Source organism: Desulfuromonas sp. DDH964 (genome assembly GCF_001611275.1).
Classification (GTDB): domain Bacteria; phylum Desulfobacterota; class Desulfuromonadia; order Desulfuromonadales; family DDH964; genus DDH964.
On sequence record NZ_CP015080.1, the window covers coordinates 964,284 to 989,492 of the forward strand.

The 25,209-nt window shown below is 59.5% G+C and carries 23 protein-coding genes; 5 read left to right on the top strand and 18 right to left on the bottom strand.

Features of this window, described 5'->3' with window-relative positions; genetic code table 11:
• Positions 1–83 precede the first annotated feature (83 nt).
• The 3 genes from DBW_RS04295 (at position 84) to DBW_RS04305 (ending at position 3,781) form a co-directional block, all read left to right on the top strand.
• Positions 84–2,582: a glycogen/starch/alpha-glucan phosphorylase gene (locus DBW_RS04295; protein ID WP_066724741.1), complete on the top strand. Its 2,499-nt coding sequence runs from the start codon at positions 84–86 to the stop codon at positions 2,580–2,582.
• An 87-nt stretch (positions 2,583–2,669) separates the two neighbouring features.
• Positions 2,670–2,936 carry a YheU family protein gene (locus DBW_RS04300; RefSeq protein ID WP_066724743.1) on the top strand — a complete coding sequence of 89 codons (267 nt, stop codon included), beginning with the start codon at positions 2,670–2,672 and terminating at the stop codon, positions 2,934–2,936.
• On the top strand, positions 2,933–3,781 hold the full coding sequence (locus DBW_RS04305) for a class I SAM-dependent methyltransferase (RefSeq protein WP_066724744.1): 849 nt from the start codon (positions 2,933–2,935) through the stop codon (positions 3,779–3,781). Before DBW_RS04300 ends, DBW_RS04305 begins: the two co-directional genes overlap by 4 nt.
• A 29-nt stretch (positions 3,782–3,810) precedes the next feature.
• Here DBW_RS04305 and DBW_RS04310 read toward each other — a convergent pair whose 3' ends face one another.
• From DBW_RS04310 to DBW_RS18400, 10 genes are all read right to left on the bottom strand, one after another.
• A complete protein-coding gene (locus DBW_RS04310) occupies positions 3,811–4,089 on the bottom strand; it encodes a hypothetical protein (protein WP_066724746.1) in 279 nt (92 codons plus the stop codon).
• A 53-nt stretch (positions 4,090–4,142) separates the two neighbouring features.
• Positions 4,143–4,817 (bottom strand): spermidine synthase, encoded by a 675-nt coding sequence (locus DBW_RS04315; protein WP_066724749.1) that lies wholly within the window; start codon positions 4,815–4,817, stop codon positions 4,143–4,145.
• Positions 4,818–4,864: 47 nt separating this feature from the next.
• Complete coding sequence (locus DBW_RS04320) at positions 4,865–5,269, bottom strand: hypothetical protein (protein WP_066724752.1); 405 nt, start codon at positions 5,267–5,269, stop codon at positions 4,865–4,867.
• Positions 5,270–5,368: 99 nt separating this feature from the next.
• On the bottom strand, positions 5,369–5,827 hold the full coding sequence (locus DBW_RS04325) for a hypothetical protein (protein WP_066724754.1): 459 nt from the start codon (positions 5,825–5,827) through the stop codon (positions 5,369–5,371).
• Between the two features lie 243 nt (positions 5,828–6,070).
• A complete protein-coding gene (locus tag DBW_RS04330) occupies positions 6,071–7,267 on the bottom strand; it encodes a 6-phosphofructokinase (RefSeq protein WP_066724757.1) in 1,197 nt (398 codons plus the stop codon).
• A 108-nt stretch (positions 7,268–7,375) separates the two neighbouring features.
• Positions 7,376–7,774 carry a DoxX family protein gene (locus DBW_RS04335; protein WP_066724759.1) on the bottom strand — a complete coding sequence of 133 codons (399 nt, stop codon included), beginning with the start codon at positions 7,772–7,774 and terminating at the stop codon, positions 7,376–7,378.
• A gap of 292 nt (positions 7,775–8,066) precedes the next feature.
• The gene (locus tag DBW_RS04340) at positions 8,067–8,261 is read right to left on the bottom strand and encodes a hypothetical protein (RefSeq protein WP_066724761.1); all 195 of its coding nucleotides are present in this window, start codon (positions 8,259–8,261) and stop codon (positions 8,067–8,069) included.
• A gap of 5 nt (positions 8,262–8,266) precedes the next feature.
• Positions 8,267–8,482 (bottom strand): DUF3185 family protein, encoded by a 216-nt coding sequence (locus DBW_RS04345; protein WP_066724763.1) that lies wholly within the window; start codon positions 8,480–8,482, stop codon positions 8,267–8,269.
• A gap of 323 nt (positions 8,483–8,805) precedes the next feature.
• A complete protein-coding gene (locus DBW_RS04350) occupies positions 8,806–9,489 on the bottom strand; it encodes a metal-dependent hydrolase (protein WP_066724766.1) in 684 nt (227 codons plus the stop codon).
• Positions 9,490–9,526: 37 nt separating this feature from the next.
• Positions 9,527–9,676 carry a hypothetical protein gene (locus DBW_RS18400; RefSeq protein WP_157471753.1) on the bottom strand — a complete coding sequence of 50 codons (150 nt, stop codon included), beginning with the start codon at positions 9,674–9,676 and terminating at the stop codon, positions 9,527–9,529.
• A 149-nt stretch (positions 9,677–9,825) separates the two neighbouring features.
• Here DBW_RS18400 and DBW_RS04355 point away from each other — a divergent pair, with 149 nt between their 5' ends.
• Positions 9,826–10,518: an SDR family oxidoreductase gene (locus DBW_RS04355; RefSeq protein WP_066724769.1), complete on the top strand. Its 693-nt coding sequence runs from the start codon at positions 9,826–9,828 to the stop codon at positions 10,516–10,518.
• A gap of 109 nt (positions 10,519–10,627) precedes the next feature.
• On the opposite strand, the gene DBW_RS04360 is transcribed toward DBW_RS04355, so the two are convergent.
• The 8 genes from DBW_RS04360 to DBW_RS04400 all read right to left on the bottom strand — a co-directional run bounded on the left by DBW_RS04360 (position 10,628) and on the right by DBW_RS04400 (position 24,053).
• Positions 10,628–11,263 (bottom strand): flavodoxin family protein, encoded by a 636-nt coding sequence (locus DBW_RS04360; RefSeq protein WP_066724772.1) that lies wholly within the window; start codon positions 11,261–11,263, stop codon positions 10,628–10,630.
• Positions 11,264–11,655: 392 nt separating this feature from the next.
• The gene (locus DBW_RS04365) at positions 11,656–12,336 is read right to left on the bottom strand and encodes an SOS response-associated peptidase (protein WP_066724775.1); all 681 of its coding nucleotides are present in this window, start codon (positions 12,334–12,336) and stop codon (positions 11,656–11,658) included.
• 121 nt (positions 12,337–12,457) lie between these two features.
• Positions 12,458–14,626, bottom strand: a complete 2,169-nt coding sequence (locus DBW_RS04370) for a PKD domain-containing protein (RefSeq protein WP_066724785.1) — start codon at positions 14,624–14,626, stop codon at positions 12,458–12,460.
• 432 nt (positions 14,627–15,058) lie between these two features.
• Positions 15,059–16,609, bottom strand: a complete 1,551-nt coding sequence (locus tag DBW_RS04375) for a hypothetical protein (RefSeq protein ID WP_157471758.1) — start codon at positions 16,607–16,609, stop codon at positions 15,059–15,061.
• 108 nt (positions 16,610–16,717) lie between these two features.
• Positions 16,718–19,282, bottom strand: a complete 2,565-nt coding sequence (locus tag DBW_RS04380) for a hypothetical protein (protein WP_066724791.1) — start codon at positions 19,280–19,282, stop codon at positions 16,718–16,720.
• Between the two features lie 454 nt (positions 19,283–19,736).
• The gene (locus DBW_RS04385) at positions 19,737–20,072 is read right to left on the bottom strand and encodes a YegP family protein (protein ID WP_066724793.1); all 336 of its coding nucleotides are present in this window, start codon (positions 20,070–20,072) and stop codon (positions 19,737–19,739) included.
• Between the two features lie 406 nt (positions 20,073–20,478).
• On the bottom strand, positions 20,479–21,138 hold the full coding sequence (locus DBW_RS04395; RefSeq protein ID WP_066724799.1) for a transposase: 660 nt from the start codon (positions 21,136–21,138) through the stop codon (positions 20,479–20,481).
• Positions 21,139–21,380: 242 nt separating this feature from the next.
• Positions 21,381–24,053, bottom strand: a complete 2,673-nt coding sequence (locus DBW_RS04400) for a DUF11 domain-containing protein (RefSeq protein WP_066724802.1) — start codon at positions 24,051–24,053, stop codon at positions 21,381–21,383.
• Between the two features lie 195 nt (positions 24,054–24,248).
• Between DBW_RS04400 and DBW_RS04405 the strand changes: the two genes are divergently transcribed.
• Positions 24,249–25,205 (top strand): IS1595 family transposase, encoded by a 957-nt coding sequence (locus DBW_RS04405; RefSeq protein WP_066723977.1) that lies wholly within the window; start codon positions 24,249–24,251, stop codon positions 25,203–25,205.
• The last annotated feature ends 4 nt before the right edge of the window (positions 25,206–25,209 follow it).

Consider the following 25,209-nt stretch of genomic DNA (forward strand, 5'->3'; position numbering starts at 1 on the left):
TTTGCGGTAAATTAAGCAATACGTTTTCGGTTATGATGGTCGCCCGCCGTTGGGACGGGCCCCGGCCGGTAAAGGAGAGAACCTTGGACGAGAAGACCCTGCGCAAGGATTTTGAGGCGAGCATCACCGACCTTCCTCCCCTGGGCAACGACGTACACAGCCTGGTGGAGGACTTCCGACGTTACTATACCCACACCCTCGGCCGCGACCGGCACTGCCGCTCGGCTCATTACGCCTACCAGGCGCTGGTCCTGACCCTGCGGGAGCGGCTGCTGGAGAATTGGAAGAATACCCGCTACGGTTATGAGGCAGCCGATACCGGTCACGCCTACTATCTATCCCTCGAATTCCTGATGGGGCGCGCCCTCGGCAACGCCGCGCTCAACCTCGGGCTCGACGAGGTGGCAGAGTTGGCGGTGCGCTGCCTCGGCATGGACCTGGAGGAATTGGCCGAAATCGAGCAGGACGCCGGCCTCGGCAACGGTGGCCTCGGCCGGCTGGCGAGCTGTTTCCTCGATAGCTGCGCGACCCTGCAACTGCCGGTCACCGGTTACGGCCTGCGTTACGAATACGGCATGTTCCGCCAGTCGATCAGCGGTGGCGAGCAGGTCGAGGAGCCCGATCACTGGCTGCGCGCTGGCAACCCCTGGGAGCTGGAACGCCCCGAATATACCCAGCGGGTGCGGTTTGGCGGATACACCGAATGGCGCCACGACAATGGCGGCGGCAAGCGGGCCCGCTGGGTGGAGACGCGCGACGTGCTGGCGGTCCCTTACGACGTGCCGGTACCCGGGTACCGCAACGGAACCGTCAATACCCTGCGCCTCTGGAAAGCTTGTTCCACCGACGAATTCGACCTCGATGAATTTAATGCCGGGCTCTACCCTGAATCGGTGGCGGCGAAAAATTCGGCCGAGCTGATCACCCTCGTTCTCTACCCCAACGACGCCAGCGAGAGCGGCAAGGAGCTGCGCCTGCGCCAGCAATACTTTCTCGCCTCGGCGAGCCTGCAGGACGTGGTCGCGCGCTGGGTCGGCAACCACGGACGCGATTTCTCTGAGTTCGCAGCCAAGAACCGTTTCCAGCTCAACGACACCCATCCGAGCTGTGCCGTTCCCGAGTTGATGCGCCTACTGATGGATGTCCATCATTTCGGCTGGGACGAGGCCTGGCAGATCACCAGCAGCACCATGGCCTACACCAATCACACCCTCCTTCCCGAGGCGCTGGAACGCTGGCCGCTGCCGATCTTCGCCCGCCTGCTGCCGCGCCTGCTCGACATCATTCTCGAGATCAACGCTCGCTTCCTCGCCGAAGTCGCCCGCTGCTGGCCCGGCGACGTGGAACGCCAGCGGCGCATGTCGCTGATCGAGGAGGGAGAGGTGCCGCAGGTGCGCATGGCCTACCTCGCCATCGTCGGCAGCTTCTCCGTCAACGGTGTCGCCGCCCTCCATTCGCAGCTGCTGACCGAGGGGCTGTTTTGTGATTTCTTCGCCCTCTGGCCGGAGAAGTTCAACAACAAGACCAACGGTGTCACCCCCCGCCGCTGGCTGGCGCTCTGCAATCCCGAGCTTTCTGCCCTGATCACCGCCACCGTCGGTGAGGGCTGGGTGGCCGACCTCTCGCGCCTGTCCGGCCTTGCTCCCCATGCCGAAGAGGCCGAATTCCGGCGTCGCTGGCGGGAAGTGAAGCAGCAGAACAAGCGCCACCTGGCGCAGCTGGTGGCGCACGATTGCGGCGTCAGCTTTGATCCCGATGCGCTCTTCGACGTCCAGGTCAAACGCATCCACGAGTACAAGCGGCAGCTCCTCAACGTCCTCCATGTCATTCACCTCTACGACCGCCTCAAACGGGGGGACGACGCCGACTGGACGCCGCGCTGCATCCTGATCGGCGGCAAGGCGGCCCCCGGTTACGTTATGGCCAAGCTGATCATCCGTCTGGTCAACAACGTCGCCGCCGTGATCAATGCCGACCCGGTCACCGCCGGCCGCCTGCGTCTCGCTTTTCTCCCCAACTACCGGGTGACGGCGATGGAGGCGATCGCCCCCGGCACCGATCTCTCGGAGCAGATTTCGACCGCCGGCAAGGAAGCCTCCGGGACCGGCAACATGAAGTTCATGATGAACGGGGCGCTGACCATCGGCACCCTGGACGGCGCCAATATCGAGATCCGCGAGGAGGCGGGGGCGGAGAACTTCTTCCTCTTCGGCCTCTCCGCCGCCGAGGTCGAGGCGCTGCGCCCCCATTACGATCCGACGGCGATCATCGCCGCCGACGAGGACCTGCGCCGGGTCATGCAGCTGCTTGAATGGGGCCATTTCAACCAGTTCCACCCCGGGCTTTTCGACCCGATCCTGCGGGCGATCACCAGCCCCAATGACCAGTGGCTGACCGCGGCCGATTTTCGCAGCTACGTCGACGCCCAGCAGCGGGTCGCCGTCGCTTACCGGGACGCGGAGCAGTGGACCCGCATGAGCATCCTCAACACCGCCTCCAGCGGCCACTTCTCCACCGACCGCACCATCGCCGAGTACAACCGGGATATCTGGAAGCTGCAACCGGTGGCGCCGGTGGCGTGAGGGAGGGCGGAGCATGGCGGTTCGCAGTGGGCGCGGGGCAACCGCATCGGCAGGATCCGGATCCTGGCGGGAGAACGGAGCGCAACGATGACCGGGCGTGAAGCGGACCATCCCGCCGAAGAGGGGGTCGAAATTCCCTACCAGCGGCTCAACCCCGAGACCCTGCGCAGCCTGATCCAGGAATTCGTGAGCCGGGACGGTGCCGATTGGGGGGAGGTGGGCGGCGCGCTGGAGGAGAAGGTCGCGCAGGTGCTGCAGCAGCTGCGCCTCGGCAAGATCCGGGTTGTCTTTGATCTCACCACCCAGACGGCGAATATCGTCGTCCCCGGGACCGCGGGGCGGCGCCGGTCATGAGCCGTGACGGCTACTGGTTCGAGGCGACCCTGGCCCGCCAGGTCCTTGCCGCCCTCGCGCGGGGGGAGGCGGAGGTGGAGCTCTCCCTCGATCTCAATCGCAGCCGGAGCCGGTTGCGCCTCGTCGATGACGGCCTGGTTCTCGATTCGGGTCGGCGCCTGGAGCGGGCCGACCTGGAGGAGATTGCCGGCAGGGAGGCGCGGATCTTCTATCTTGGCGACGGGGAGGGGCTCGAAATTCTCGAATCCCGGGAGGATGGCTATTGCAAGCTGGTGCCGACGGCCCAGGCCCCGCTGCTGGAGATCAGCGGAGTGAAGATGCACATCTCGCAAGGGACCACCCCCGACGCCAGTGCCGGGGCCATGGCCGCCGCGGTGGTGCGGCGCGGCGACCGGGTGCTCGACACCTGCGGCGGGCTTGGCTATGCCGCCATCGCGGCGTTGGAACTCGGTGCGCGGGAGGTCGTTTCGGTGGAGAAGAGCGCAGCCGTCAGCGCCCTGCGCCGTAAAAACCCCTGGTCGCAGCAGCTGGACGATCCGGGCATTTGCCTGGTGGCGGGAGATATCGAGGCCTATATCCGGGAGCTGGCGACGGAATCATTTGATAGCGTCATCCATGATCCGCCCCGTTTCTCCCTGGCCGGCGAACTCTACGGCGAGCGTTTCTACCGCGAGCTGCACCGGGTTTTGACCCGGCGCGGTCGCCTCTTCCACTACACCGGCAATCCGCAGCTGCTGAGGCGCGGCTCCGGCTTTGTCGAGGATGCCATGCGCCGGCTGCGCTCCGCCGGTTTTCGCAACCTGGTCAAGGTCGATGCGTTGATGGGGGTCCGGGCCGCGAAATAAATCCCGCCCCAGGCCGGCCATCGCCGCTACTACTTGACGGCTTTGCCGGTCTCGGGCCACTCCGGGTCGACAACCTTGACCCGGCCAAGGAAGCCGTAGCTGACCAGGGTCAGGCGGATCGTATCCTTGACCGTGGAGGCGATGAAGAAGTTCGAGTAATCGAGCTGGGCCAGGGCCTGCTCGGTCGCTTCGCCTTCCGGGAGCTGGCAGACTTCGACAATCGCCTGCTGGTGCGCTTCGAAGCCGGGATTGGTGTAGTAGCCGTAGCCGATGGCGGCCACCAGAATCAGTCCGATCAGTTTCTTCATACCTTACCTCCCTGCCTACCCGTCATTGCCATTCCTCTCTCCCTTCTTTCCGATCAGTCCCGTTCGGCGAGCCAGATCGCATGCAGGTCCCCCTGCTTGTCATGTTCATGCACCCGCGTCTGCTGCACCCTGAAGCCGACCTTGCGCAGCCGCTCCATGAAGTTGCGCGAGGGACCGGCCGACCAGACGGCGAGGATCCCCTGCGGCCGCAGGGCACCGTAGCTTGCCGTCAGACCGTCGGTGCTGTAGAGCCAGTCGTTCTTGCGACGGGTGAACCCCTCGGGACCGTTGTCGACATCGAGCAGGATTGCATCAAAGGCGCGGCGTTCGGCCTTGAGGATGCGGGCGACATCCCCCTCCCGCACCCGGGTGCGCGGGTCGCGCAGCGGGTGGCCGGCGAACTCGCCGAGGGGCCCCCGGTTCCAGGCCACCACCGCCGGTACCAGCTCGGCCACGACCACCTCGGCGTCCGGCCCGAGATGATGCAGCGCCGCGGCAAGGGTAAAGCCCATGCCAAGGCCGCCGACCAGGACCCTCGCCCCGGGACGGGCGGCGATGCGCCGGCAGGCCACCGCCGCCAGCGCATCCTCCGAATCGTGGGCCCAGGTGCTCATCAGGGCGCCGCCGCCGGCGACACTGATCGAATATTCTTCCTCGCGCTTGTAGAGCAGCAACTCCCCTTCGTGTCCGGGGATCGGCGCGCTGTCGATCAGTTTCCAGTCATCCATGGAGCAGCCTTCGCAGGGTAGCGGGCCGATGGCGGCCGTTGCAGAAGTTAAACTGGCAATCCGTGGTCGCTGCACCACTGGCGCAGCAGCTGTTCGAGCTGGGCTGTCGCGAAAATCTCCCAGAGGTCAAGCAGTCCCTTGCGGCGCAGCAGCTCCTTGAGGTTGCGAAAAGCCCCGGGCCGGCCGAAGAGCGCTTCGATCCGGGTCCGTTCCCCCGGGCAGTGACGGTCGACGAACTCCAGCACCAGCGGCTTGCCGGGGTCGAGGTCGCGGCGGTGGGGGATGGCGAGATAGTCGGCATCGTCGCCGCTGCCGGGCGGGGCCTCGTCATAGCCCGCCTTCAGCGAGGCGAGGTAGACCTTGCCGGTGGGGCGGTGGACCAGGGCCCGGCGCTCTCCGGGCGGGGCGTCGCTGACAAAGTGGAAGGCATCGTCGATACTGTCGAAGGCCATGGCGGCTCCGCGGGACGGGCGAAAAGAAAACTGCCGGAAGGAATTTAGCACACCTCGCCCGCTGTCGATAGCGGCAATCGCCGGTTAGCCCCGCTGACGCTAGTCGCCGGGAATCAGGACCAGGTCGAAGTGACCTTCGCCACTGCCGGGGCGCGGGTAGTGCTGGGTGATCAGTTCGCTGAAGCCGGGGGCGGTGACGAGCAGGTGGATGTGGGGCGGCCGGCTGCCGTAGCGGCCGGGGAAATGGCTCTGGAAGAAATAGTTCCCGTTCGTGCGGGAGAAGAGGGTCGCCCGCCAGCGGTCGTCGTAGCGCCCGTCCGGTCCGGTCAGCCAGACCTCGATTCGGGCGCCGGCGATCGGCGCGCAATCCTGTGCCGACCTGACCTGGCCGAAAAGAAGATAACCCTGACCGATGGCATTGCGCACCGGCGCTTCCGGCCGGTAGAAGGGACCCTCGGCGTCGGGTGGGGTAGGGGTGCACCTTAAGGCCGGACCGGCAGCTTCGCCGCTGACGGCCAGGGCGAGCAGAAGCAGGATGCAGGGGACGATTCTCGGCATCATATCCTTGGCCGGGGGAGCGTAGGCCTATCTCTTCTTCTCGGCCTTTTTGACCTTCTTGTCGGCCTTCTTCTCTTTCTGGGTTTTGGCCGGCTCCTTTTTCGCCTCTTTTTTACTGTCCTGGCCTTTGCTCATGCTCTTTTCTCCCTGGTGCGCGCGAGGAAAAAATCCGATCTGAAAAAAGTCCAATTCTGCCATCTGCCGGAAGGAGAAAATATGCCGGTGTGCCGACCCCGCAGTGCCTCAGCTGTCGCTGGTCATGATGAAGAGGGGCTGGCGCAGGAAGGAATCGTACTTCGGTCGCAGCCGGTCGACGCTGTAATATTTGGCGACGTCGACCACCTTCTTCTGGCCGGTGACGATGGTGATCGGCACCGTGTCGTAGCTGCCATTGTGAATACTCACCAGCCGCCCCGAGGTGCCGGCGAGGACCAGGTCGAGGGCCATGTTGCCGAAAGCCATCGGCACGATCGAGTCGAGGGCGTCGGGATCGCCGCTGCGGACCAGGTAGCCGAGGCGCTGGTTGAGGACGTTGATGCGCCGGCCGTTGTTGTATTTGGGCGAGAGCTCCTTGAGCAGGACCGAAACCTGGTCGCCGATGCCACCGAGCTTGCGGTGACCGTACTGGTCGACCTCCTCCCCTTCGAAACTCATCCCCTGCTGGTGGCGCATCTTCGCCCCTTCCGAGACCAGCACCACCGAGTACTTGCTCGGGTGGCGGTTGCGGTCCTCGGTGAGGAGTTCGGCAAGTTTTTCGATGTCGAAATCGTGCTCGGGGATGATGCAGCGGTCGGCCGCCCCGGCCATGGTCGGCAGCAGGGCGCTGAAGCCGGCGTAACGGCCGAAGACCTCGATCACCAGGTAGCGTTCATGGCTGCCGGCCGAGGTGCGCAGGCGGTGGGTCAACTCGATGGTGCGGGTGACGCAGGTCGAGAAGCCGATGCAGTAGTCGGTGCCGGGGACGTCATTGTCCATCGTCTTGGGGATGGCGACCACCTTGACCCCCTCCTCGTGGAGACGCTGGGCATAGCTGAGGGTATCGTCGCCGCCGATCGGGATCAGAAAGTCGAGGCCGAGAAACTCGATCTGCTTCAAAACGTCAGGGGTGACATCGTTGATGTCGGCGGCGTACCTGTCGCGCAGGTGCGCGGGGAGGTTGGCTTTGGGGAGGTGGCTCGGCCGGGTGCGCGAGGTGTGCAGGAAGGTGCCGCCGGTGCGCCCGGCGCGGTTGACGATATCCTGGGTCAGTTCCTGCACGCAGGCGCTGTTGTCGGCGTGTGGGTCGGGGACCAGTTCCACCAGCCCCGCCCAGCCGCGGCGGATGCCGAGGACCCGGTAGCCTTCGCGCAGGGCGCGGATGGTGATGGCGCGGATCGCCGGGTTGAGGCCGGGGACGTCGCCGCCGCCGGTCAGGATGCCGATGGTTCCCTTGCTGGCCATGAGCGTTCTCCTGGGGGTCGGGAAAAGAGGGATTGTGCTCTTGCCACGATGTTACCGGAAGGGGGGCAAATTACCAGCGGCGCAGTGCACCAGGGCCCGCCCCTGCCGTCACTTTATTCGGAGCCGGTCGAGGCTCCAGGAGCCGCCTCCGGCGGCCGCCAGGTAGAGGAAGACGAAGCAGTAGAAGACCGCCAGTTCTCCCTGGTTGGCGAGAGGCCAGAACCCCTTGCCGGCATGGACCATGAAATAGGCGAAGGCCATCTGCCCCGAGAGGATGAAGGCGGTCCAGCGGGTGAAGAGCCCGACGAGCAGCAGCAGGCCGCCGCCGAGTTCGAGCACACCGGCCAGGCCGATCAGCGAAAAGAGTTCAGGGGGCGGACCGGGCATGGCGACAGGAAGGTTGAAGAGTTTCTGCCCGCCGTGCTGGAGGAAGAGAAAACCGACGATAGCACGCATGACGCTTAACAGCGGTGGTGCCCAGGATGCCGGGAAAGCGGAATCTCGCATGGGAATCTCCCTGGTTGGGGTGGAACCGGTTTTACTCATTATAACCGGTTCTGCACGCTTTGGTTACGCCCCCGGCAGCTTCTGTCGCTAATCGGTGGTAGGCGATTGTATCCTCTAAAAAAAAGACCCCGCTGGCAGGCCCTTGCCCGGCGCGGGGTCTTGGAACAGGGAGCGGCTACTGCTCCCGAGAGGAGATTGATGCACATCACCTTCGCATATTGCAACCAGTGAGGCAATCGCGAGCGCGCCGCCCGTCCTGCAGCAAAGCTGGAACGGGAGCTGGCGGCGGAAGTCAGGTTCCGGAGTCGGCGGCCCGCTGGTAGAAGAAGTCGAGGAGCAGGTCGGCATCGCGGGGCGAGAGGTCGAACTTGAAGATCGCCTCCTGGACCAGGGATCGCCAGGGGAGGTCGGGCTGGTCCTGCAGCCGTTCCGAAATCCAGCGGATGGCGCGCCGCAGCTCTTCACCCTTGGGCAGCAGTTCGTTCATGGAGATTACCTTTTGACCAGCAGGAAGAGGCCGACGGCGGCACTGACCGCCCCGCCGATGTAGCGGTACATCACCTCGTTGGGCATGGCGCCGGTCAGTTTGACCGAGACCTGGGAGGCGAGGGAACCTGAAATCTGGTGTCCCCAGTAGGCGAGACCGATGCCGATCACCAGCAGGGCGAGGCCGAGCGCTTTGGAAACCGTTCCCGAACTTGCAGCCATGGCAGAAAATCCTTTCTGAAACGCCCGCCCCTGTATGAGACGCCGGCGACCCGTAGACTAGTGTCCATCCGGAACCTCCAGATGGGCACGGCGTGGTTTCCGAGTCGGAAACGAGGAATTTTTCGTTGTGGCAAGGAAATCGAGGACTTGCGCGGAGGCGTACACCGGTACGCCGCACAAGCAAGGCCGAAGATTGAAGCCACCACGGCGGAAAAGAGCCGTTTCCGGACGGAAACTAGACTATACAGGAAAAATCCCAGCGGTGGCAGTCGTTGTTGCATCCCGGTAAGCGGCCTCCCGCCACGCGGCGCCGCTCCTCGCAGCTAGAAGCTGAAGCTCTCCCCCGGCGTCAGGACCGCCACCTTGGTGTCCGTTTCGGCTTCGACCCGGGCTTTCCAGGCCGCCGCGTCCTGGTGCAGCAGCTCGAAGGTGTTGTAGTGGATTGGAATCACCGTCTTCGGCTGCAGCAGCTTCACCGCCCGCAGGGCGTCGTCGGGACCCATGGTGTAGTTGTCGCCGATGGGGATCACCGCCACCTCCAGGCCCTCCTCGCCAATCAGCCGCATGTCGCCGAACAGCCCAGTGTCCTGGGCGGTGTAGATCTTCTTGCCGTCGTTGGTGGTCAGCAAAAAGCCGGCCGGGTTGCCGCCGTAGGAGCCGTCGGGGAGCATCGAGCCGTGCAGGGCGAGGGTCAGCTTGAGGTAGCCGAAGGGATGGCGGTGGCCGCCGCCGAGGTGCTGGCCGTGGAGCTTCTCCAGCCCCTGCCGGCCGAGCCAGGTGACGATCTCGTGGTTGGCGATCACCAGGGTGCCAGTGCGCCGGGCGATGGCGATGGCATCGCCGATATGGTCGCCGTGGCCGTGGCTGACCAGGATGAAATCGGGCGAGACCTCGTCCGCCGTGGTCGAGGCGGCCGGGTTGCCGCTGAAAAAGGGGTCGATGATCAGTTGGTGGCCACCGGTTTCGAGGCCGAGGGTGGCGTGGCCGTACCAGGTCAGTTTGTTCATGGACCTCCTCCTTGGCTGCGGAGAGTGGGGGCGGGCCTCAGCCGGTCTCTTCGAAGCGGCAGCTGAGATCTTCGTCGGCCAGCAGGCCCGAGCAGACCGGGCAGACCCGCTCGCCATTATCTTCACGCTCCAACAGTTCGTCTTCCTGCCAGAGTTCTCCACATTCGGTACAGGGTGCTTCTTGCATGGCATCCTCCTTTTCTGGTTGCCTATATTTTACCACGGGCGGGCGGGACCGGTTGCCGCTGCCTTGCCAACCCCCGTCGGCCGTGGTTGAGTTAAATATAGGTCCGCTGTTGTGCCATACCGGCACCGCCGGCCGGAAAGGAGTACATCATGTCGACACTTCTCATTACTGGAGCCAACCGCGGCATCGGCCTGGAGCTGGTCAAGGTCTTCGCCGGCAAGGGGTGGCGGGTGCTTGCCTGCTGCCGGCGCCCGGAGGTGGCCACGGAGCTGCAATCCCTGGCCGCCGCCGCATCCGGGGTCACGATCCACCGCCTCGAGGTGACCGACGGCGGGCAGATCGCCGCCCTGGCCACGGAGCTCGCCGGCACGCCGATCGATATCCTGCTCAACAACGCCGGGATCAAGGGGCCAAAGCAGCAGGGCTTCGGCCAGAGCGACGAGGAGGGCTGGCTCGAGACCTTCCGGGTCAATACCATTGCCCCGATGCGCCTGACCGAGGCTCTGGTTGAGCAGGTCGCCGCCAGCGAGCGGCGCATCGTCGCTACCCTCGGCACCGTCATGGGGAGCATTGCGGAGAATAGCAGCGGCGGATACTACGCCTACCGCACCTCGAAGGCAGCGGTGCATATGCTGATGAAGGGACTTGCCATCGACCTGGCGGCACGGGGCATTCTCACCGTCTCCCTTCATCCCGGCTGGGTACGCACCAGCATGGGTGGGAAATCCGCCCCGGTGGCGCCGGCCGAAAGTGCCGCCGGGCTAGCAGAGGTGCTCCTCGGCCTGACCCCGGAACAGAGCGGCGGACTTTACGACTTCGAGGGGAAAGAGCGTCCCTGGTGACCTTTGCCCGGCGCCTCACCCCTGCTGGTGGAACCAGGTCAGCACCGCCTCGACCGGCTGCGCGCCGGCGAGCTGGGCAATTGCCTTGCCGCCGCGTCGCTTCGGTGACTCAGCGGATGAAGTGCATGTAGGCCTTTTTCTCCTGCGGGGGCGGCGTCACCGCCCCCTTGCCGTGTTTGACCAGCTGCAGCAGCCACGCCATGTTCTTGCCGAGCACCCGCATGATCTGCACCCCTTCCTCGTCCTGGGCCACCTCCCCCGGCATGCGGCCGTGGATCACGTTCCAGTAGTTGGAGGTGGGGATCAGCATCTCCGAATACATCAGGAAATTGTTGAGCTGCTCCCAGGCCGGGATACCGCCGGAGCGGCGCACCGCGACGACCGCGGCGCCGACCTTGTGGCGGAAGAGGCCGCCGTTCATGCCGGCGACGTAGAAGGCGCGGTCGAGGAAGGACTTCATCGCCCCCGACATGGCGGCGTAGTGGACCGGCGAGCCGAGGAGGACGCCGTCGGCCGCCTTGATCTGCTGAATCCAGGTGTTGACCTCGTCGCCGGGGAGGACGCACTTCTCGTCCTTGTTCTTGGCGCACATGCCGCAGGCAATGCAGCCGCGGATCACCTGGTCGCCGACGGTGACGACCTCGGTCGCGATCCCGGCCGCCTCCAGCTCCGCCGTGACCATGTTCAAGGCCTGGCGGGTGTTTCCTTCCTTGCGTGGACTGCCGTTGAATGCGACGACTTTCATGCTTCAATCTCAGGTGGGTCGAATTCCCCGAAGCTTGCTTCGATGAAAGCGATCAATCTAAACTTTTGATACCCCGTAGCTTGCTGCGGGGAGATTCATTCCTCCCTGTCGGTTCGAGCCGGGTTTGTGGCATTGTCGTGATGAAATATCATCCGTGCAGGTAAAGAGTAGCGGCCATTCTAGGGGGAATGGTCGCTGGGATCAACCACGAAGGCGCCCCCAACGAAATGATGACGCTGCAGCTCACCCGCCATGCCTGCCACCTCGGTTTCGTCCGGCCCGGAACCGGCGGGCGCTACTGGTCCGAGGAGCGGGCGGGAGGGAAGGATAAGAAAGGCGGCCAATCGGCCGCCTTTCTTATCGGATGTGACCCCGTTGGGGTTCTGACCCCTTTAGGCCTCCGGCGAGTCGAGGGGGCGGACACAGTCCGCTCCCTCGTTCCCCGGTTTGTTCACATAGGTCGAGACCGGGAAGCAGGCGAGCACCCCTGCGGCGGCGGGCCGCAGCAGGGGGAGGAGGTCTGCTCCCTGCTGGCGGGGGTCAAGCCAGGCGCCAAATTCTTCCGGTTCGAGGATCGCCGGCATCCGCTGGTGGAGCGCTGCCATCAGCGCATTCGCCGCGGTGGTGATGATGGTGCAGGACTCCAGCACCACGCCCGGGGTTGCCGGGTTCTCCCAGCGCTCCCACAGGCCGGCCAGGGCGAGGGGCGCGTGGTCCTGGCGAAAGAGGTAATAGGGTTGCCGCGTCTTGGCACCCTGCTGCCACTCGTAGAAGCCGCTCGCCGGGATGATGCAGCGCCGTTTGTGGAAGGGCTCGCGGAAGGAGGGTTTTTCTGTCAGCGTCTCGGCCCGTGCGTTAATCATCCGGTAGCCGATCTTCACGTCCTTCGCCCAGTGCGGTACCAGCCCCCAGTGCAGCAAGAACAATTCTCTTTGGTCTTCATTCTGGCGGATGGCGGGGATCTTCTGGGAGGGGGCGATGTTGTAGCGGTTCTCAAAGTCCAGCCATTTGGTGAGCTGGAAATAGTCGACCAGATCCGGGATCGGGAGATGGTTGGAGAGGCGGCCGCACATAGGAGGATTTTAGCAGATGCGGCGGGAGTTGGTTGCTGGGGGATAGCAGGGGATGGAAAAAGGGGCAGGCTACTTTTCAAAAAAGTAGCCTGCCCCTTTTTGTTGTCGCGACTTGAGCCTATTAGTGCTGAATATTGCTTTCCTCTACCTTAAATGATCCGCGGCTGATCTGGACGGGGGTGGCGCTGGTTTCCATATCGACCATGCGAAAATTGAAGGTGCCGGAAATCGCCGACCCGGTTTTTCCGGTTACGGACAGTTCGCCGTGGGTGTAATGCCCCAGAGAGCTATACAGAGTACCGTTACCGGAAGAATACGGGGGATAGTAACTGTTAACGATAAAGCACGGTTCATCACCAGGCGTACCACTTTGGTTACCGAATAAATCCGCGCACCCACGGATAGTCGCTGTAGAGCCGAGATTGTATCGGAAAATCCGGATATCGATTGTGGTGGAGACGGGATAAAGGGGGTCACATGTGTAGGCCGAATTCGGCATGTTTTGATTGATCGTCGCATTTAGGCTGCACATGCTGCTGTCCTGCACGTCAACGGCCATGTAGAGCTGAATATCTCCAACACCATACTGAGATGTAACAGGGGACATCTGCATATCACCAAAACCAATCGGAATAATCATGAATGAGGAAACAAAATCGTTATCATCATGGAAATAATAACTGCTGGACGGGCTCGCGAAGGCGAAGTAATTCCCATTCCAACTGTTCCGGTTGATTTTTACCCCTTTTACCGTGGCGTTCGCTTCAGTGACCAGGTCTTGCGGGGGCGGTTCAATCGCAGGCTCGGTAACCGTTATCGCAACGGATGAGGTTGAGGATGCGCCGGTTCTCGGGTCGGTGGCTTTAAGGCTGATTGCGTACACACCTGGCGTGGTAAACGTGTAACTGTATGAGCTGCTCCCCTTTACGGGGGTTGTGCCGCTCACAGTCCATTCAAACTCATATGGATCCTGAGAGGGAGCGGTTGGATTGGTTGCGGTGGCAGACACCGTCAGGGGAGCCGGACCGGTGGTCGGATTGGCAACAAAGGCCGCGTCTGTGGGTGGTATGGTGACGGTGAACGTCTTGGTCGCGCTGGCAAGAAGCCAGTTTGAGCTCACATTTTTAAATACTTTATGGATAACCGTATAAGTTCCTGGATGATTAAGGTTTCTACTCAGACTGGCATGCATTCCACCACCGAAAACAATCGGGTCGATGTACGTATAAACATCTTTCGGCGGAAAATAAAACCACTCTGAATATCCAGGAAGGGTGCCGTCAGGGTTGACGAAAGTCGCCTGGAAATTGATCTCTCCTGGCCAGGAGATAGAATCGGCAGACATGCTGAATTCGGCAATACTGCCTTGGGCAACGATCATTCCTTTTGAATCAACCGTGTTGAGCTTTGGAGTAATTTCGTCCGTGAAGGGAGCCGGGGTTTGGGGCTGGGTCGGATGCGTCAGCAACGGCTCGGGCACTTCAGTGCTATCTTCGGGAGTCGCTTGCCTTGTCGAGTTAAACAGGCCGGTTTTGTCAGCGAGGTATTCCTGGACCTTACCCAAGTCGAGAGGAGAAGCGAGCCAGGTCAAGGCTCCCGCTGAGGGATCCGGATTCGATTTGAAGTTTTCAATTTCGGTAGCCAGCTTGAGGGAAACGAGATTGGCAACGGGGACTTTTTTTAACCGGCCTAGTGATTGCTGAATCCCAGCGATGAGCCCATCAATATCGCTCGCGATGGCGGAAGCAACCAGTGGTGCCTCCAGTGCCAGTGCCACTTCCTTCCCTTCATAAACGGCGGTCGCGTTCAGGATCTCTCCTGTCGCCCTCGAAAACTCCATCACAATACCACCGCTCGGGAAAGAAAAGACGTTGGCCAGGGTTGCACTGCCATCGTCGAACACCATCATTTCGACTTTTTGGGGAGCGTCTGTGCAGACGATCTTGAAATCGAAGGGGCCATCGACCGGGGCTCCCGCTATTCCAGTCGGGTGGTCGATGGTGCAGTGTTGGCCAATCGGATGTTCATAGATGGCCACCGCATACTCGTCGCCACCAAAATACTTGGAGGAGAACATAAAGCTGTCATTAAAGGTAAAGATTTTCCTTACATCTCCCTGGCTGTTCTGAACACTCAAAGTGCCATTGTGCCCTTCCACCGTACCCCCAACAAAATATTGAACAGAGGGATCCGGATTCCCCGTGCCGCTATCACCTCCGCCACCGCCACAGGCACTAAGAAAGTTGATGGAAATTAACACTAATAGCCAAATTAAAAAATTTTTCTTCATATATATCATCTCCGTTTTTGAACTTCAGTAAACGAAACACCCCTGAGGAAGCTGCGCGTTGTTGATCAGGTTGAAAATATGGTTGAAAATAAGCTCCGCTCTGGTCGTGTTGGAATAAGGACCAAAATGATTTTTGTAGATCAGATTATCGCCTGAGCGATCAAACTGCGCATTTAGCATAAAAAAACCTGATTAGGTCCGATTCTCAGCTTGATGCGGATCGCCCCTACAAGAGCCCAAGCCGTAGCGATGAATTGAACAATGGGGCCCCTACATATTGGATGCCCAAGCGCTCTCGCCCCTCAGCTGAGAATTAGGGCTAATCAGGTAAAAAAATGTTCTCTGGCGTTGATGATGTAAATGCTGATGTTACACAAACACCACCATTCAGACTCGATAGATCACTGAAATTTAACCGCTAAATAATTTTTATTACTGCCAAACGCCACCATTCAGATTACATGAAGATGACAATTCTGCATCTAAGATGGGATAACCGGTGCTTGGATAATAAAAACGTGTCGTCAGCCCTGAAGTAGTGGTCGTACATGAACCAAAAAAATTACCATTGCAAACCGCGCTTGAATAAGTTCCGCTCTGCGCATTACAGCTCGCTTGAAATACAGCTGTATCTACCCCGGTGCCTGACATTTCGAAGCAGGTGGGAAAGGAACCGGACGATATGGTACAACTGCCCAAGGTAACCGGTGCCGTGCCCGTGGCCGGAATCGTTTTCGTTACAGTCGTGGCCGCATTTTCATTGTCATAGACTGTTAACTTGATTTCTGCACTTTCCCACGGAAATTTTTCGACCCTCAGCAGTCGATCGACATTTTCCGTAGGCTGTACCACACCGTCAAGCGTGTACTCCCAGGTGAACTGATAGCCGCTAAGTTCGGGAAATGTGTATGGGATCGCGTGGCTCACCGGGGGGCCGGCATTGAAATCGGTCGTCGTCAGATAATTCTCGGTCACGTAACCGTCCGAGTCAGAACCAGCACCATAAAAGACCAGAACATCCTTCACGCCGGGCGTTCCCGCAACGTTTGGAATCTGGTATGCCGGCCCGATGTGTGCGGTTGGTGGGTAGTTCAGCGCATCGTCAATGGACATGACAATAAACCCGGCACAAGTCGGTGACTCTTTCCAGAAAATTTCAGCCTTATACGTTTCAACCTTGATGGATAAATCAACAGGACTGATCGCGGCATTTTCAGGAACACTTTGCATGCGGGTGTAGAGGCCATTTGTATAGGTTGCCGTGAAACTTTCTGTCTCACCGGTGGTGCGCGTTGCTACACCCGAGAGGGTGGTTTCACCCCCGGAATTCTTTCCCACCGCCAGCGTCGCACCTGTATAGGCCACGCATTGATTGCTCTGGCTGTAGCGTGGATCGATCAGAATACTGTGAAAGGTCGCTTCGGGCATATCGGCCACGACGCTATCCAGACTCCCGGCCATATGGCTTTTTGCCGCGGCGCTGTCCTTTAAAGATAAGGACGCATCGAAGGCGCCCAGCGCCGATATTAATGAGGATTCCTGCGCGAAGTCGAGAGCTTGATCAAAATTTGCAATGCCACTTCCCAGGGTGATGCCATTGGTTGGATCAGAGTCAAGATCGAGGGTTTGCAGAAGCCGGGCGAGGTTGACAACTCGTTTATCTTCAAGTGAAGCACCGAGAAACAGATCGACGGGAGTCACCACCGACCGCGCCAGGGTCTGGCCGAGGCGGGTTTTGCCGAGGAAGAATTCTATAAATTCACCTTTTTTATAAGTAAATTCTCCACTGCTGTTCGTGTTGCCACTCTGGCTGGGGGTCCGGTAGGTTAGACCGTCTACCGGTGAATCAATGAAACTGCCAACCATCGTACTTGACGGCGCAGCGGCCGGTGCATTATCTCCGCCGCCTCCGCCACCTCCGCCACAAGCGACTGCAAGAATGGTCAACGATAGTAACACTGGTATTTTCAGCAAACAATTCATGAGCTACCTCCTGTGAATTCCAAATTGAGATTGTAAAAACCGGCGATATCACGTTGAAAAAAGGGCAGACCAAATGAATGGCCTGCCCTTACCTTTGTGATGAAACTATCAGGGTGCAGTCAACCAGCCCGGGGGTGTGGTGTTGATGTACCAGAAATCTGTCCAGCTATCGACACCGTCGGTTCCTGCAATTTCATAGAGGTTGGCACTATGTACGTTGACGATCGACCAGGTCGTGAGCGACGGATTGCCGATATCGAGAGTGCCATTCTGCTGCAAGAACAGAGCCTCAGACAACGGCCCTTCTGAGCTGACGTAAGTGCCATTTGCGTCGAAATAATCACCGATATAGGAAATCGCATACCCACTCGTACTGTTTCCGCTCAGGGTGAAATTTTCCTGCGTCGTGCCAGGATAGCCCGGAGAACTTGAATCGCTGGGATAGCTGATAGAAATCTTTCCGCCGCCGGCAATGAACTCATCGAGCAGCGCAGTTGTGAATTCGAGCGAAGGAGATGCCGCAGCGGAAACGCGTAAAGAATAATTCGCGGTTTGATCAGCAGGACCATTGAGTAAAATATAGTAATTCTGACTGGCCTGCGCCGTGAATGTCACGCTATCAACAGTTCCGGGCCCATTATTAGACATCCCAACGCGCAGTGCAGCGGCTTCATTTGTTGTGTCATCAAGATTAAAATGTTGATACATCTTTGTCAGGCTGTCGAATACGAAAAGATCGGGGTCATCAGTCGGTGAAGAGGGTGTTAAGGTTACGGTATATTGTGTGCCGCCAATCGCAGCAAATACATACTCATGCCCGAAGTCATTGACAATAGATCCAGTGACAGTTTGACCAACCTGAAGTGTTGTCGGAGTTGTAGGAGTCGATCCTCCCCCCGAATCGGTCGTACCGATGTAGGTTCTTAAAAACGAGCGGTTTTGCGCATCCATCGAGTAGACCCGCAGTTCTGTGTGGTAAGGAGCATTCGCCGGGTTCAAGGAAGAGGTATCGATCGTCAAGGTTTTGCTGGTACCCGACAGCCCTTCTTCCCAAACGTCAACCCAGGTCGATCCGTCATTCACCGTCACCGCAATTTCGTCGATGTGCTGCCCGGCCGGAATCGACCAGGCCACATTAAGATTACCGCCGGCAGTGGTCAGCGCGTTGAAGGCATCAAGAGTAGCCTGGGTCGCGCTGGGATAGGAAGCGGTTGCAGCATTGGAAATCGGCAGTGCCATGACCGGCGTCGCATAGGTGGCCACGGCCGTGCCGCTCACCGCCGGGGTGGCCGTGTCGAGAGGAGCGGTGAACAGCTCGAACTGCACCAGATCGCCCACCTGGAACAGTGCCGGGTCAATCTGATCTGCCCCGCTGCCAAAGGCCATGAAATCATCCGAATAGTCATTGTCAAAAATGCGCAGTTCTCCTGCGGCACCCCAGGCGGGTACCCCCATGTAGATCACCGCTCCCGGTACCGCCACACCCTCGCGCACCAGGGTCACTTTGGCTGAAGCTATCGGGCTGCCGCCGGTACCATTATTGGTAAAATTTTTGTCGTCAAGCCCCAGATTGATGCCGCAGGTCTTATAGTTGACGCCATTTTCCGTTCTGTAGTCACAAATAAAACCCATGTAGCGATCGACGATTTCCTGGTTCCCGCGCAGTTCCCAATTCGCCCCGTTTTTAGCGAGTTGCCAGGTTTCGGGTTCCAATATGGTCACTCCGGCAAAGGTCACATTAAAAGTGACGGATGCCGTGCCGGCCTGCTCATCGAGGCCATTGATAACGACATGGCTGAAAGAGAGGCCAACCAGAGAAGGATCGGTCGTCAGTTCGGTAATAAACTGATCCGCCCCCTGATCGTTTTGGAGAAAGTCCGCTGCAAGAAAGGGACTCAACTGGCTGCTGCTGGGAAGGCCGCCAACAAACAGGGCGGAAAAGCTGTCAAATTTGGAATATATTGCCTGCTGGCTGGTTTGTACTGCACCCAGATCGGAAATCACGGGCAATACTTCGGTATTGTCCGTCGTGCTTTCAAGGTTGTCGGTAATCGAGGTATTGTCGATCAGGTTAGTGATGGTTGCCTGAATTGTCGCCGGATCGGTTTCGATTCTGACCAGATCCAGGGCCGCGTCCAGCGCGGTATGGTCAGCACTGAATGCGGTATGCAGTAGATCGACGGCAGCATCGACTCCAAGAGAGGTGAGAACGTTCTGCAGTTTGGCTTGCAGCGCCGTTTCCTGGGCCTCAACTTCAGCGCTGGTCAGGCCGCTGAAATCCCCGTTGTCAAACAGGGTCTCTGCCAGTTGCCCGGCAGCGTTGGCCACAATCAGGTCGGTAAAGGGAGTGATGTTGACTGTCGCCCCAACATCCTCGGCAACGGCATAAGAGTGCAATTTATAGGTGCGGCCACCAACGGTTCCTTCCGCCCGCAGAACATAGGGAGCTGTCATCCCGGACACATCCACCGAATAATTGCCGTTGGCTTCAATCACTGCCGACTTTGACTTAACTGGGGTACTGCTGTCCTTGACCGTGACCTGGCCGATAATTGCCGCACCCGCAGCCGCCGTTCCGCTAAGGGTTGTCACTTGCGGTGAGCTGGATGACCCCCCACCACATCCGGCCAGAACCAGGCCGACCAATACCATCAGGGCTAATAGACTTCGCATTTGGTTTTTCCTCATTGAATTGATTACTTCGCTTATGGACATAAGCCCCCCTCGGGGCTGCTCTATTCGTTTCGAGTTAGGCAGGCCAGCACGATGCCGAAACGACGCCGAGGCGGGCAACATTACCCAGGTTGAAAAATGTGATGAACGGCTCGCCAGGGACCACCCTAACCAGCCATCTGGCGAGGAGTCGATAATATTGGGAAGCAGTCGGCAGTGGGCATTCCATACCAACGGATCATTTGGCAGGGAGTAATCGAGGTTAAATTGGCATAGAAATCAACAAATAGAATCACTCATATGAGTGATTCTAGGGGGGGGGAGTAAAAAATGATCTCATGTTGAGGGGGTATGGCAATTGTCCACCCTGACTGCGGTCAGGGGAAGACCAGGATGGAAAAAGGGACAGGCTGCTTTTGAAAAAGTAGCCTGTCCCTTTGCTGTTTCGTCAAACCTAAAGCGTAAGATCTTCCACCGTCCCACCGGGTCCATTCTGTTTAACAGAAGCGATCCCCGCTTCCATTGCTGCGGTGGATGAGTACATCTGGCTCTGTCCGATGATCTGTTGATTCTTGGCCTTCAACACAAAATACGGCTGGTTGTTCTTCGATTCTTTTCGCTCGTAGTTGTCATCCGCGGCCGCATTCTTCTGAATCGACTCGATGCCGTTCTGGGCACTCGCCTTGGTCTTGTACATCTCGCTGGTCAGGATCACCTGGCCGTTGACGGCTTTGAGGTTGAAGTAAAAGTGGTCGTCTTTCGCTCTTTCGATGACAAATTTCCCGGACATATTGCCTCCCATCGGGGTGAGTGGTTATGGAGCTGTTCCAGGCAGGGGTCTCGAATTGATTCCCAAATTGAGAGGGTATGTAGCGCAATGACTGTGCCGGAATGGAAATGTGCCGGGACCATAGGTGCAACATGCTGATTGTTCTTGGTAAAGCCAGAAAACAGGGGGAAGTGAAGGGGGGGCACGGCGCCAGGCTTTCACTATCATATTTGGCAGAACTGCGCCATGCGAAGGGATTGGGCAAAAAGGCGGGGCTGCTTTCCAGAAAAGCAGCCCCGCCGCAAAAGGGGCGCCAGAAACCGCTCCTGCAACGGGAGCGTGCCGTACTTGACGAGGGGCAGCGCCGTGGCCAGAGAGACGGTGTAGGGGCAGTAGAGGCCGGGCAAATTCGGGGACAGTATATGCATTACCCTGTCTTCGGTTTCGGCCCCCGTTTTTGTGGCCGCAGTATCCGCGCCAGTTCCGTCTCCACGCGATCGACAAAAGCAGCGCCTCCCAGCGGGCGACCGCTGCGCTCGTGCCTCTTGAGCAGGTTGAGTTCCTCCTCGTCGGTCAGGGTCAGAAACTCCCGCCAGTTGCCGACCATCTTCGACAGGGACGAGTTCTTGACCAGCGGATCGTCCGCATTTCTCAGATGGGCACGGGCGCTACTCCAGGGGTAGTCCTCGGGGTGTTGCACCAGTCCCGCCGCCACCGGGTTCATCTCGACATAACGGGTTGCGGCGAAGAGATGGGTCAGGTCCATGGGGAAGGAGGCAAAGCGTTCCTGCCAGAGGTGGCCGCGCCAGCCTTCACGAAAGTTGATGCGGCGGGTGTAGCGGCGGTGGGCCTCGCCGATGGCGCGCGCCAGGGAGTTTTCGCTGGCGGGGACGGCGATCAGGTGGACGTGGTTCGGCATCAGGCACCAGGCCCAGATCTCGACCCCGCACTTGTTGCACCACTCGGCCATCAGGGCGATATAGGCCCGGTAGTCGTCGTCGCAGAAGAAGGTCTGCTGGCGACGATTACCCCGTTGGGTAACGTGATGGGGGATGCCGGGGGCTATGACGCGGGCGATACGGGCCATTGGGGGAAGATAGCAGAGAGAGAGTGTGGGGGCAATTAAATATACTGTCCCCGGAATTCACCGGAATTCGGACTGCATACTGTCCCCGGAATTCCGAATTCCGGGATTCCACAAAAGAAAACCCCGCTTTATGAAAAGCGGGGTTTTCAGTGACCTGACCCGCGGGGGAACCCCGCGGGTTTCTCTTCAGAATGTTCTTACCAATGAATCTGCCCGTGGTCATTCACGAGGCATTGCCTCGCCTACGGGAGGATGGTAGTGGGCTCGGACGAACTGGCCTCGTAAGTCGTCGTCGAGATCAACCCGGTCGAATCCCAGATGTAGCTCGTGGTATACAGTTTGTTGGTTGGTGTCCCAGTTGGGATTGTGGCCCCGTGCACGACATAGAGCGCGGTTTTTGGTTGCAGGATGACGTTCGAGCTCATGGTAATCACCTGCTTGCCCAGTACCGTGGTTTGCGTGTAGTCGGTGCCCTCCGTCAGCAATACGGCGGTGGGGCTCGACGCATCCGAAAGAACAAGGCCCGTAACGGGATCCCGAACCGGCACAGTGTCGAGATAGACCTGCGACGAGACGACCTGGAAGACTCCGGGAATGCCGAGAACGGTCGGGCTGGTGAGACCGAAGCTGTAGGTCAGCACGTTGTTTTTCACTCCCTCGTTGGAGAGCGACTCGACATAGAGTGTCGAGGAGAATGTAACATTGGATCCCACCGAGACCGGATCATTGAGGTCGATGAGCTGAGTCTGCAGGGCCACGAAGGCCGGAACGGCAACACAAGCCTCGACCGGCGTCGGGGAGGCGGCGTTGGTGCTCGTGACGCTCGCTGTGTTGCAGTAGGTGCCGCTGGCAGCGCTAGGCGGAATTTGGCTTACGATGGTGAAGGTGATACTCCCGCCCGCCGGAATTTCAACGGTGCCAGACCTGATGATGTTGTCTGCCAGCGCGCCGGCAACACCGTTCAAACTCGAACTTACATAAATGGCCCGGACGTTGGCAATGGAGTTGAGACCGAGCAGGTCGCCGACGACGACACCCGTTGCAGCGGCGGTGCCGGTATTGTTCACCACTATCGTCGAGATATAACTGGCCCCAGGATTGACGTTGGCCGGAGTGTTAGTTTTCGCGATGGTGAGGTTGGGTGTTGCCACGGTCAGACAAGCGCTGCTGCTGCCTACGCCAATGGTCCCGCTGATAACTGAGTTGATGGTGGCGGTGTCGCAGTATTCCGCATCAACCGAGGCCGCAACCGTGTAGAGATAGGTCGCGGTGGCACCGGCGGCGAGCGTGGCGATGGTGTCGTCGAAGCCGCCGTTGACATTCGGCGTACCCGCCGAAAAGCCACTGGTCGTATAGTTGGCGAGAAGGCCGGTGGTGGGTGCTGCCCCATTGAACGCGTCACTGATATTGACAGTCGAGGCGGCACCGTTGCCGTTGTTGATCACCTGCACGCGCAGCGTGGCAGGCACATTTTTGGCCACGGTCACAGACTTGCCCAGGCTTGTATTGTCGGTTGCACTGACGATGAAGTCTTTGACGATCGACACATTCGACTCAAGAGCGGTGAAGCATGCCTGCGCGTTGAGGTCGCCTGCGTCGACCGTGACGGTTTCGCCGCTACTGTTCAAGTACGAGGCGATATGGGCATTGTTGCAGAAGACGCCGGCAGCGGTGACGGTGGCCTCGGGGGTGTAAGTCACAGTCGCGCTGCTCCCTCCCTGCAAGGACGGGATAGTGAAAGTGAAACCATCGAGGCCCGCATCCTGGGTGCTGCCCGCGGGAAGCGGGGCACCGAGGGTGTAATTTGCTCCGATGCCTGATGCTAGGGTGTCGTCGAGGACGATGTTCGTGGCCTCACCTTCGCCAACATTCGAGACCGTGATGGTCCAGGTGTCGGTGGCCGTGCCGCCGACGAGATTCACGATTGGCGACGAAACGGTTTTGGTGATCTGGAGTTTCGGTTGGGGCGCGAAATTTTTGAACAGAATCTGCTTTCCAATCTCTTCCCCGTTGATGGTGGCCACGGCCACAAGACGGCCCGATGCCAGCTTGTCCGGTGAGAAGAGCGTGACCCAGGTGAACCCATCGACATTGGGAGTGCCAATTCCCGTCAGGTTAAAAAGCGGGTATTGGGTCGCAATAAGAGGGAAGCGCTCGTTCATGAGCCTGGCGTTATTGGTCCGCGTATCCGCTTGGTCATCGAAGACCCCGTAACCGAGCGCGAGTCGGTTGTCATCGGAGGTGCCGAACTGGATACTATTGATTCTTCCGGTCCACAACTGGTCGATCTCCCAGCGTACGTCCGCGCCGATCACCGGGCGGACAACCCCCTCGGCGTCGGTGAACCCGACCCACGCGCCGGCAAGGTTCTGGGTGTAGCTTGGCGCAGTGTCCGTCTGTTCGATGAGCAAGGGTGCGCCGGGATCGGTGGCAAGTGTGTTGGCCTCCATCGCGGTGGTGGAAATCCCCCCGGTCTGATTCTGGACCCAAGCGTAAAACGAGAACGCACCTGATTGTACATCACTGGGGCTGAGCGGAATGAGGTCCTGACCAACGCGATACACTGCCTGGGGCGCCTCGGAAATGATTTGCGTCGCACTGAGGACCAACGAAATGACCGAAGTATCACCAACGACGACGTTGATGGAACGGTTTGCACCGACAAACCCAGGCGCGGTTGCAGTTGCTGTGTACTGACCCGGCGCCAACGAGGGTAAGAATTGGTTGCCGGTGAAGGTCTGCGCGAAAGCCGCCGGTCCCGTTACAACCACCGTGGCCGAAGCCGGAGTGACATTGACATTGAGGGAACCGGTTGTAGGCGTTTTTCGAAGGTCTAATGAAACGCTTGAGGTCTGGGCGGCAACGACGTTGATTGAACCGTCCACGCCGTCGAAACCGGTTGCGGTCGCCGTCATTGTGTAAACGCCTGGCACCAAATCAGTCAAAAGTTGGTTGCCGGTGAAGGTTTGTGTGAAAGCCTCCGGTCCCGTCACAACGAGGGTGTAAAAAAGATCCTGATTAGGTCTGATTCTCAGCTATGACACATTCTGTCGCACAGGGAGCATAGAGTTTGGCCATGGAACTCATGAATAACAAGGAGGTTAGCATCCATGGCCATCAATCGTATCCAGTTCCAACCGGGGCTGAGCTTGGCTGATTTTCTCAAAGACTATGGTACGGAGGCCCAATGCGAGGCGATCCTTGAGCACTCGCGCTGGCCCCAAGGATTTGTCTGTCCAGCATGCGGTGCAAGCCGCGCGGTCCAGTTTCGGCGAGGACGGTCGAACATCTTCCAGTGCTGTCGCTGCCGCAAACAGATCTCGCTGATCTCCGGAACGATTTTCCATGGGAGCAATCTGCCGCTGACCCAGTGGTTTCTGGCCCTCTACTTCATGACACAAGGCAAGTCCGGCCTGTCGATGCTGGAGTTGAGACGAATGCTGGGTTTGAGCTACAAAGCGGCTTGGCGGCTCAAGCACAAGCTCATGCAGGCGATGTTCGAGCGCGAAGAGACAACGGTTCTGGCCCAGCGGGTCGAGATCGACGACGCCTACTTGGGCGGGGAACGCTCCGGCGGTAAGGTTGGTCGCGGTTCGGAGAACAAAGTTCCCTTCATTGCGGCAGTGGAGACCAGTCACGAGGGCCATCCGCTGCGAGCTGTTTTTAGCCGGGTGACGACCTTCAGCAGCCATGACGTTGATCAATGGGCCAAGAATCACTTGGCACCGACGGCGCTGGTCGTTTCTGATGGCCTGAATTGCTTCCGCGCCGTCACCAAGACTGGGTGCTACCATCAGCGAGAGGTGGTTGGTGATCAACGCAGAAGTACCGACATGGGCTGCTTCCACTGGATCAACACCATCCTGGGCAATCTTAAGACGGCCATGGCCGGAACGTATCATGCGTTTGACTTCGACAAATATGCGCATCGCTATCTGGCCGAGTTTCAGTACCGGTTCAACCGGCGGTTCGATCTGCGCAGCATGCTGCCAAGACTGCTGTTCGCCTGTGTCTCAATCGGCAAGCGGCCCGAGGCCTGGCTTCGCCGAGCTGAGAATTGGACCTAATCAG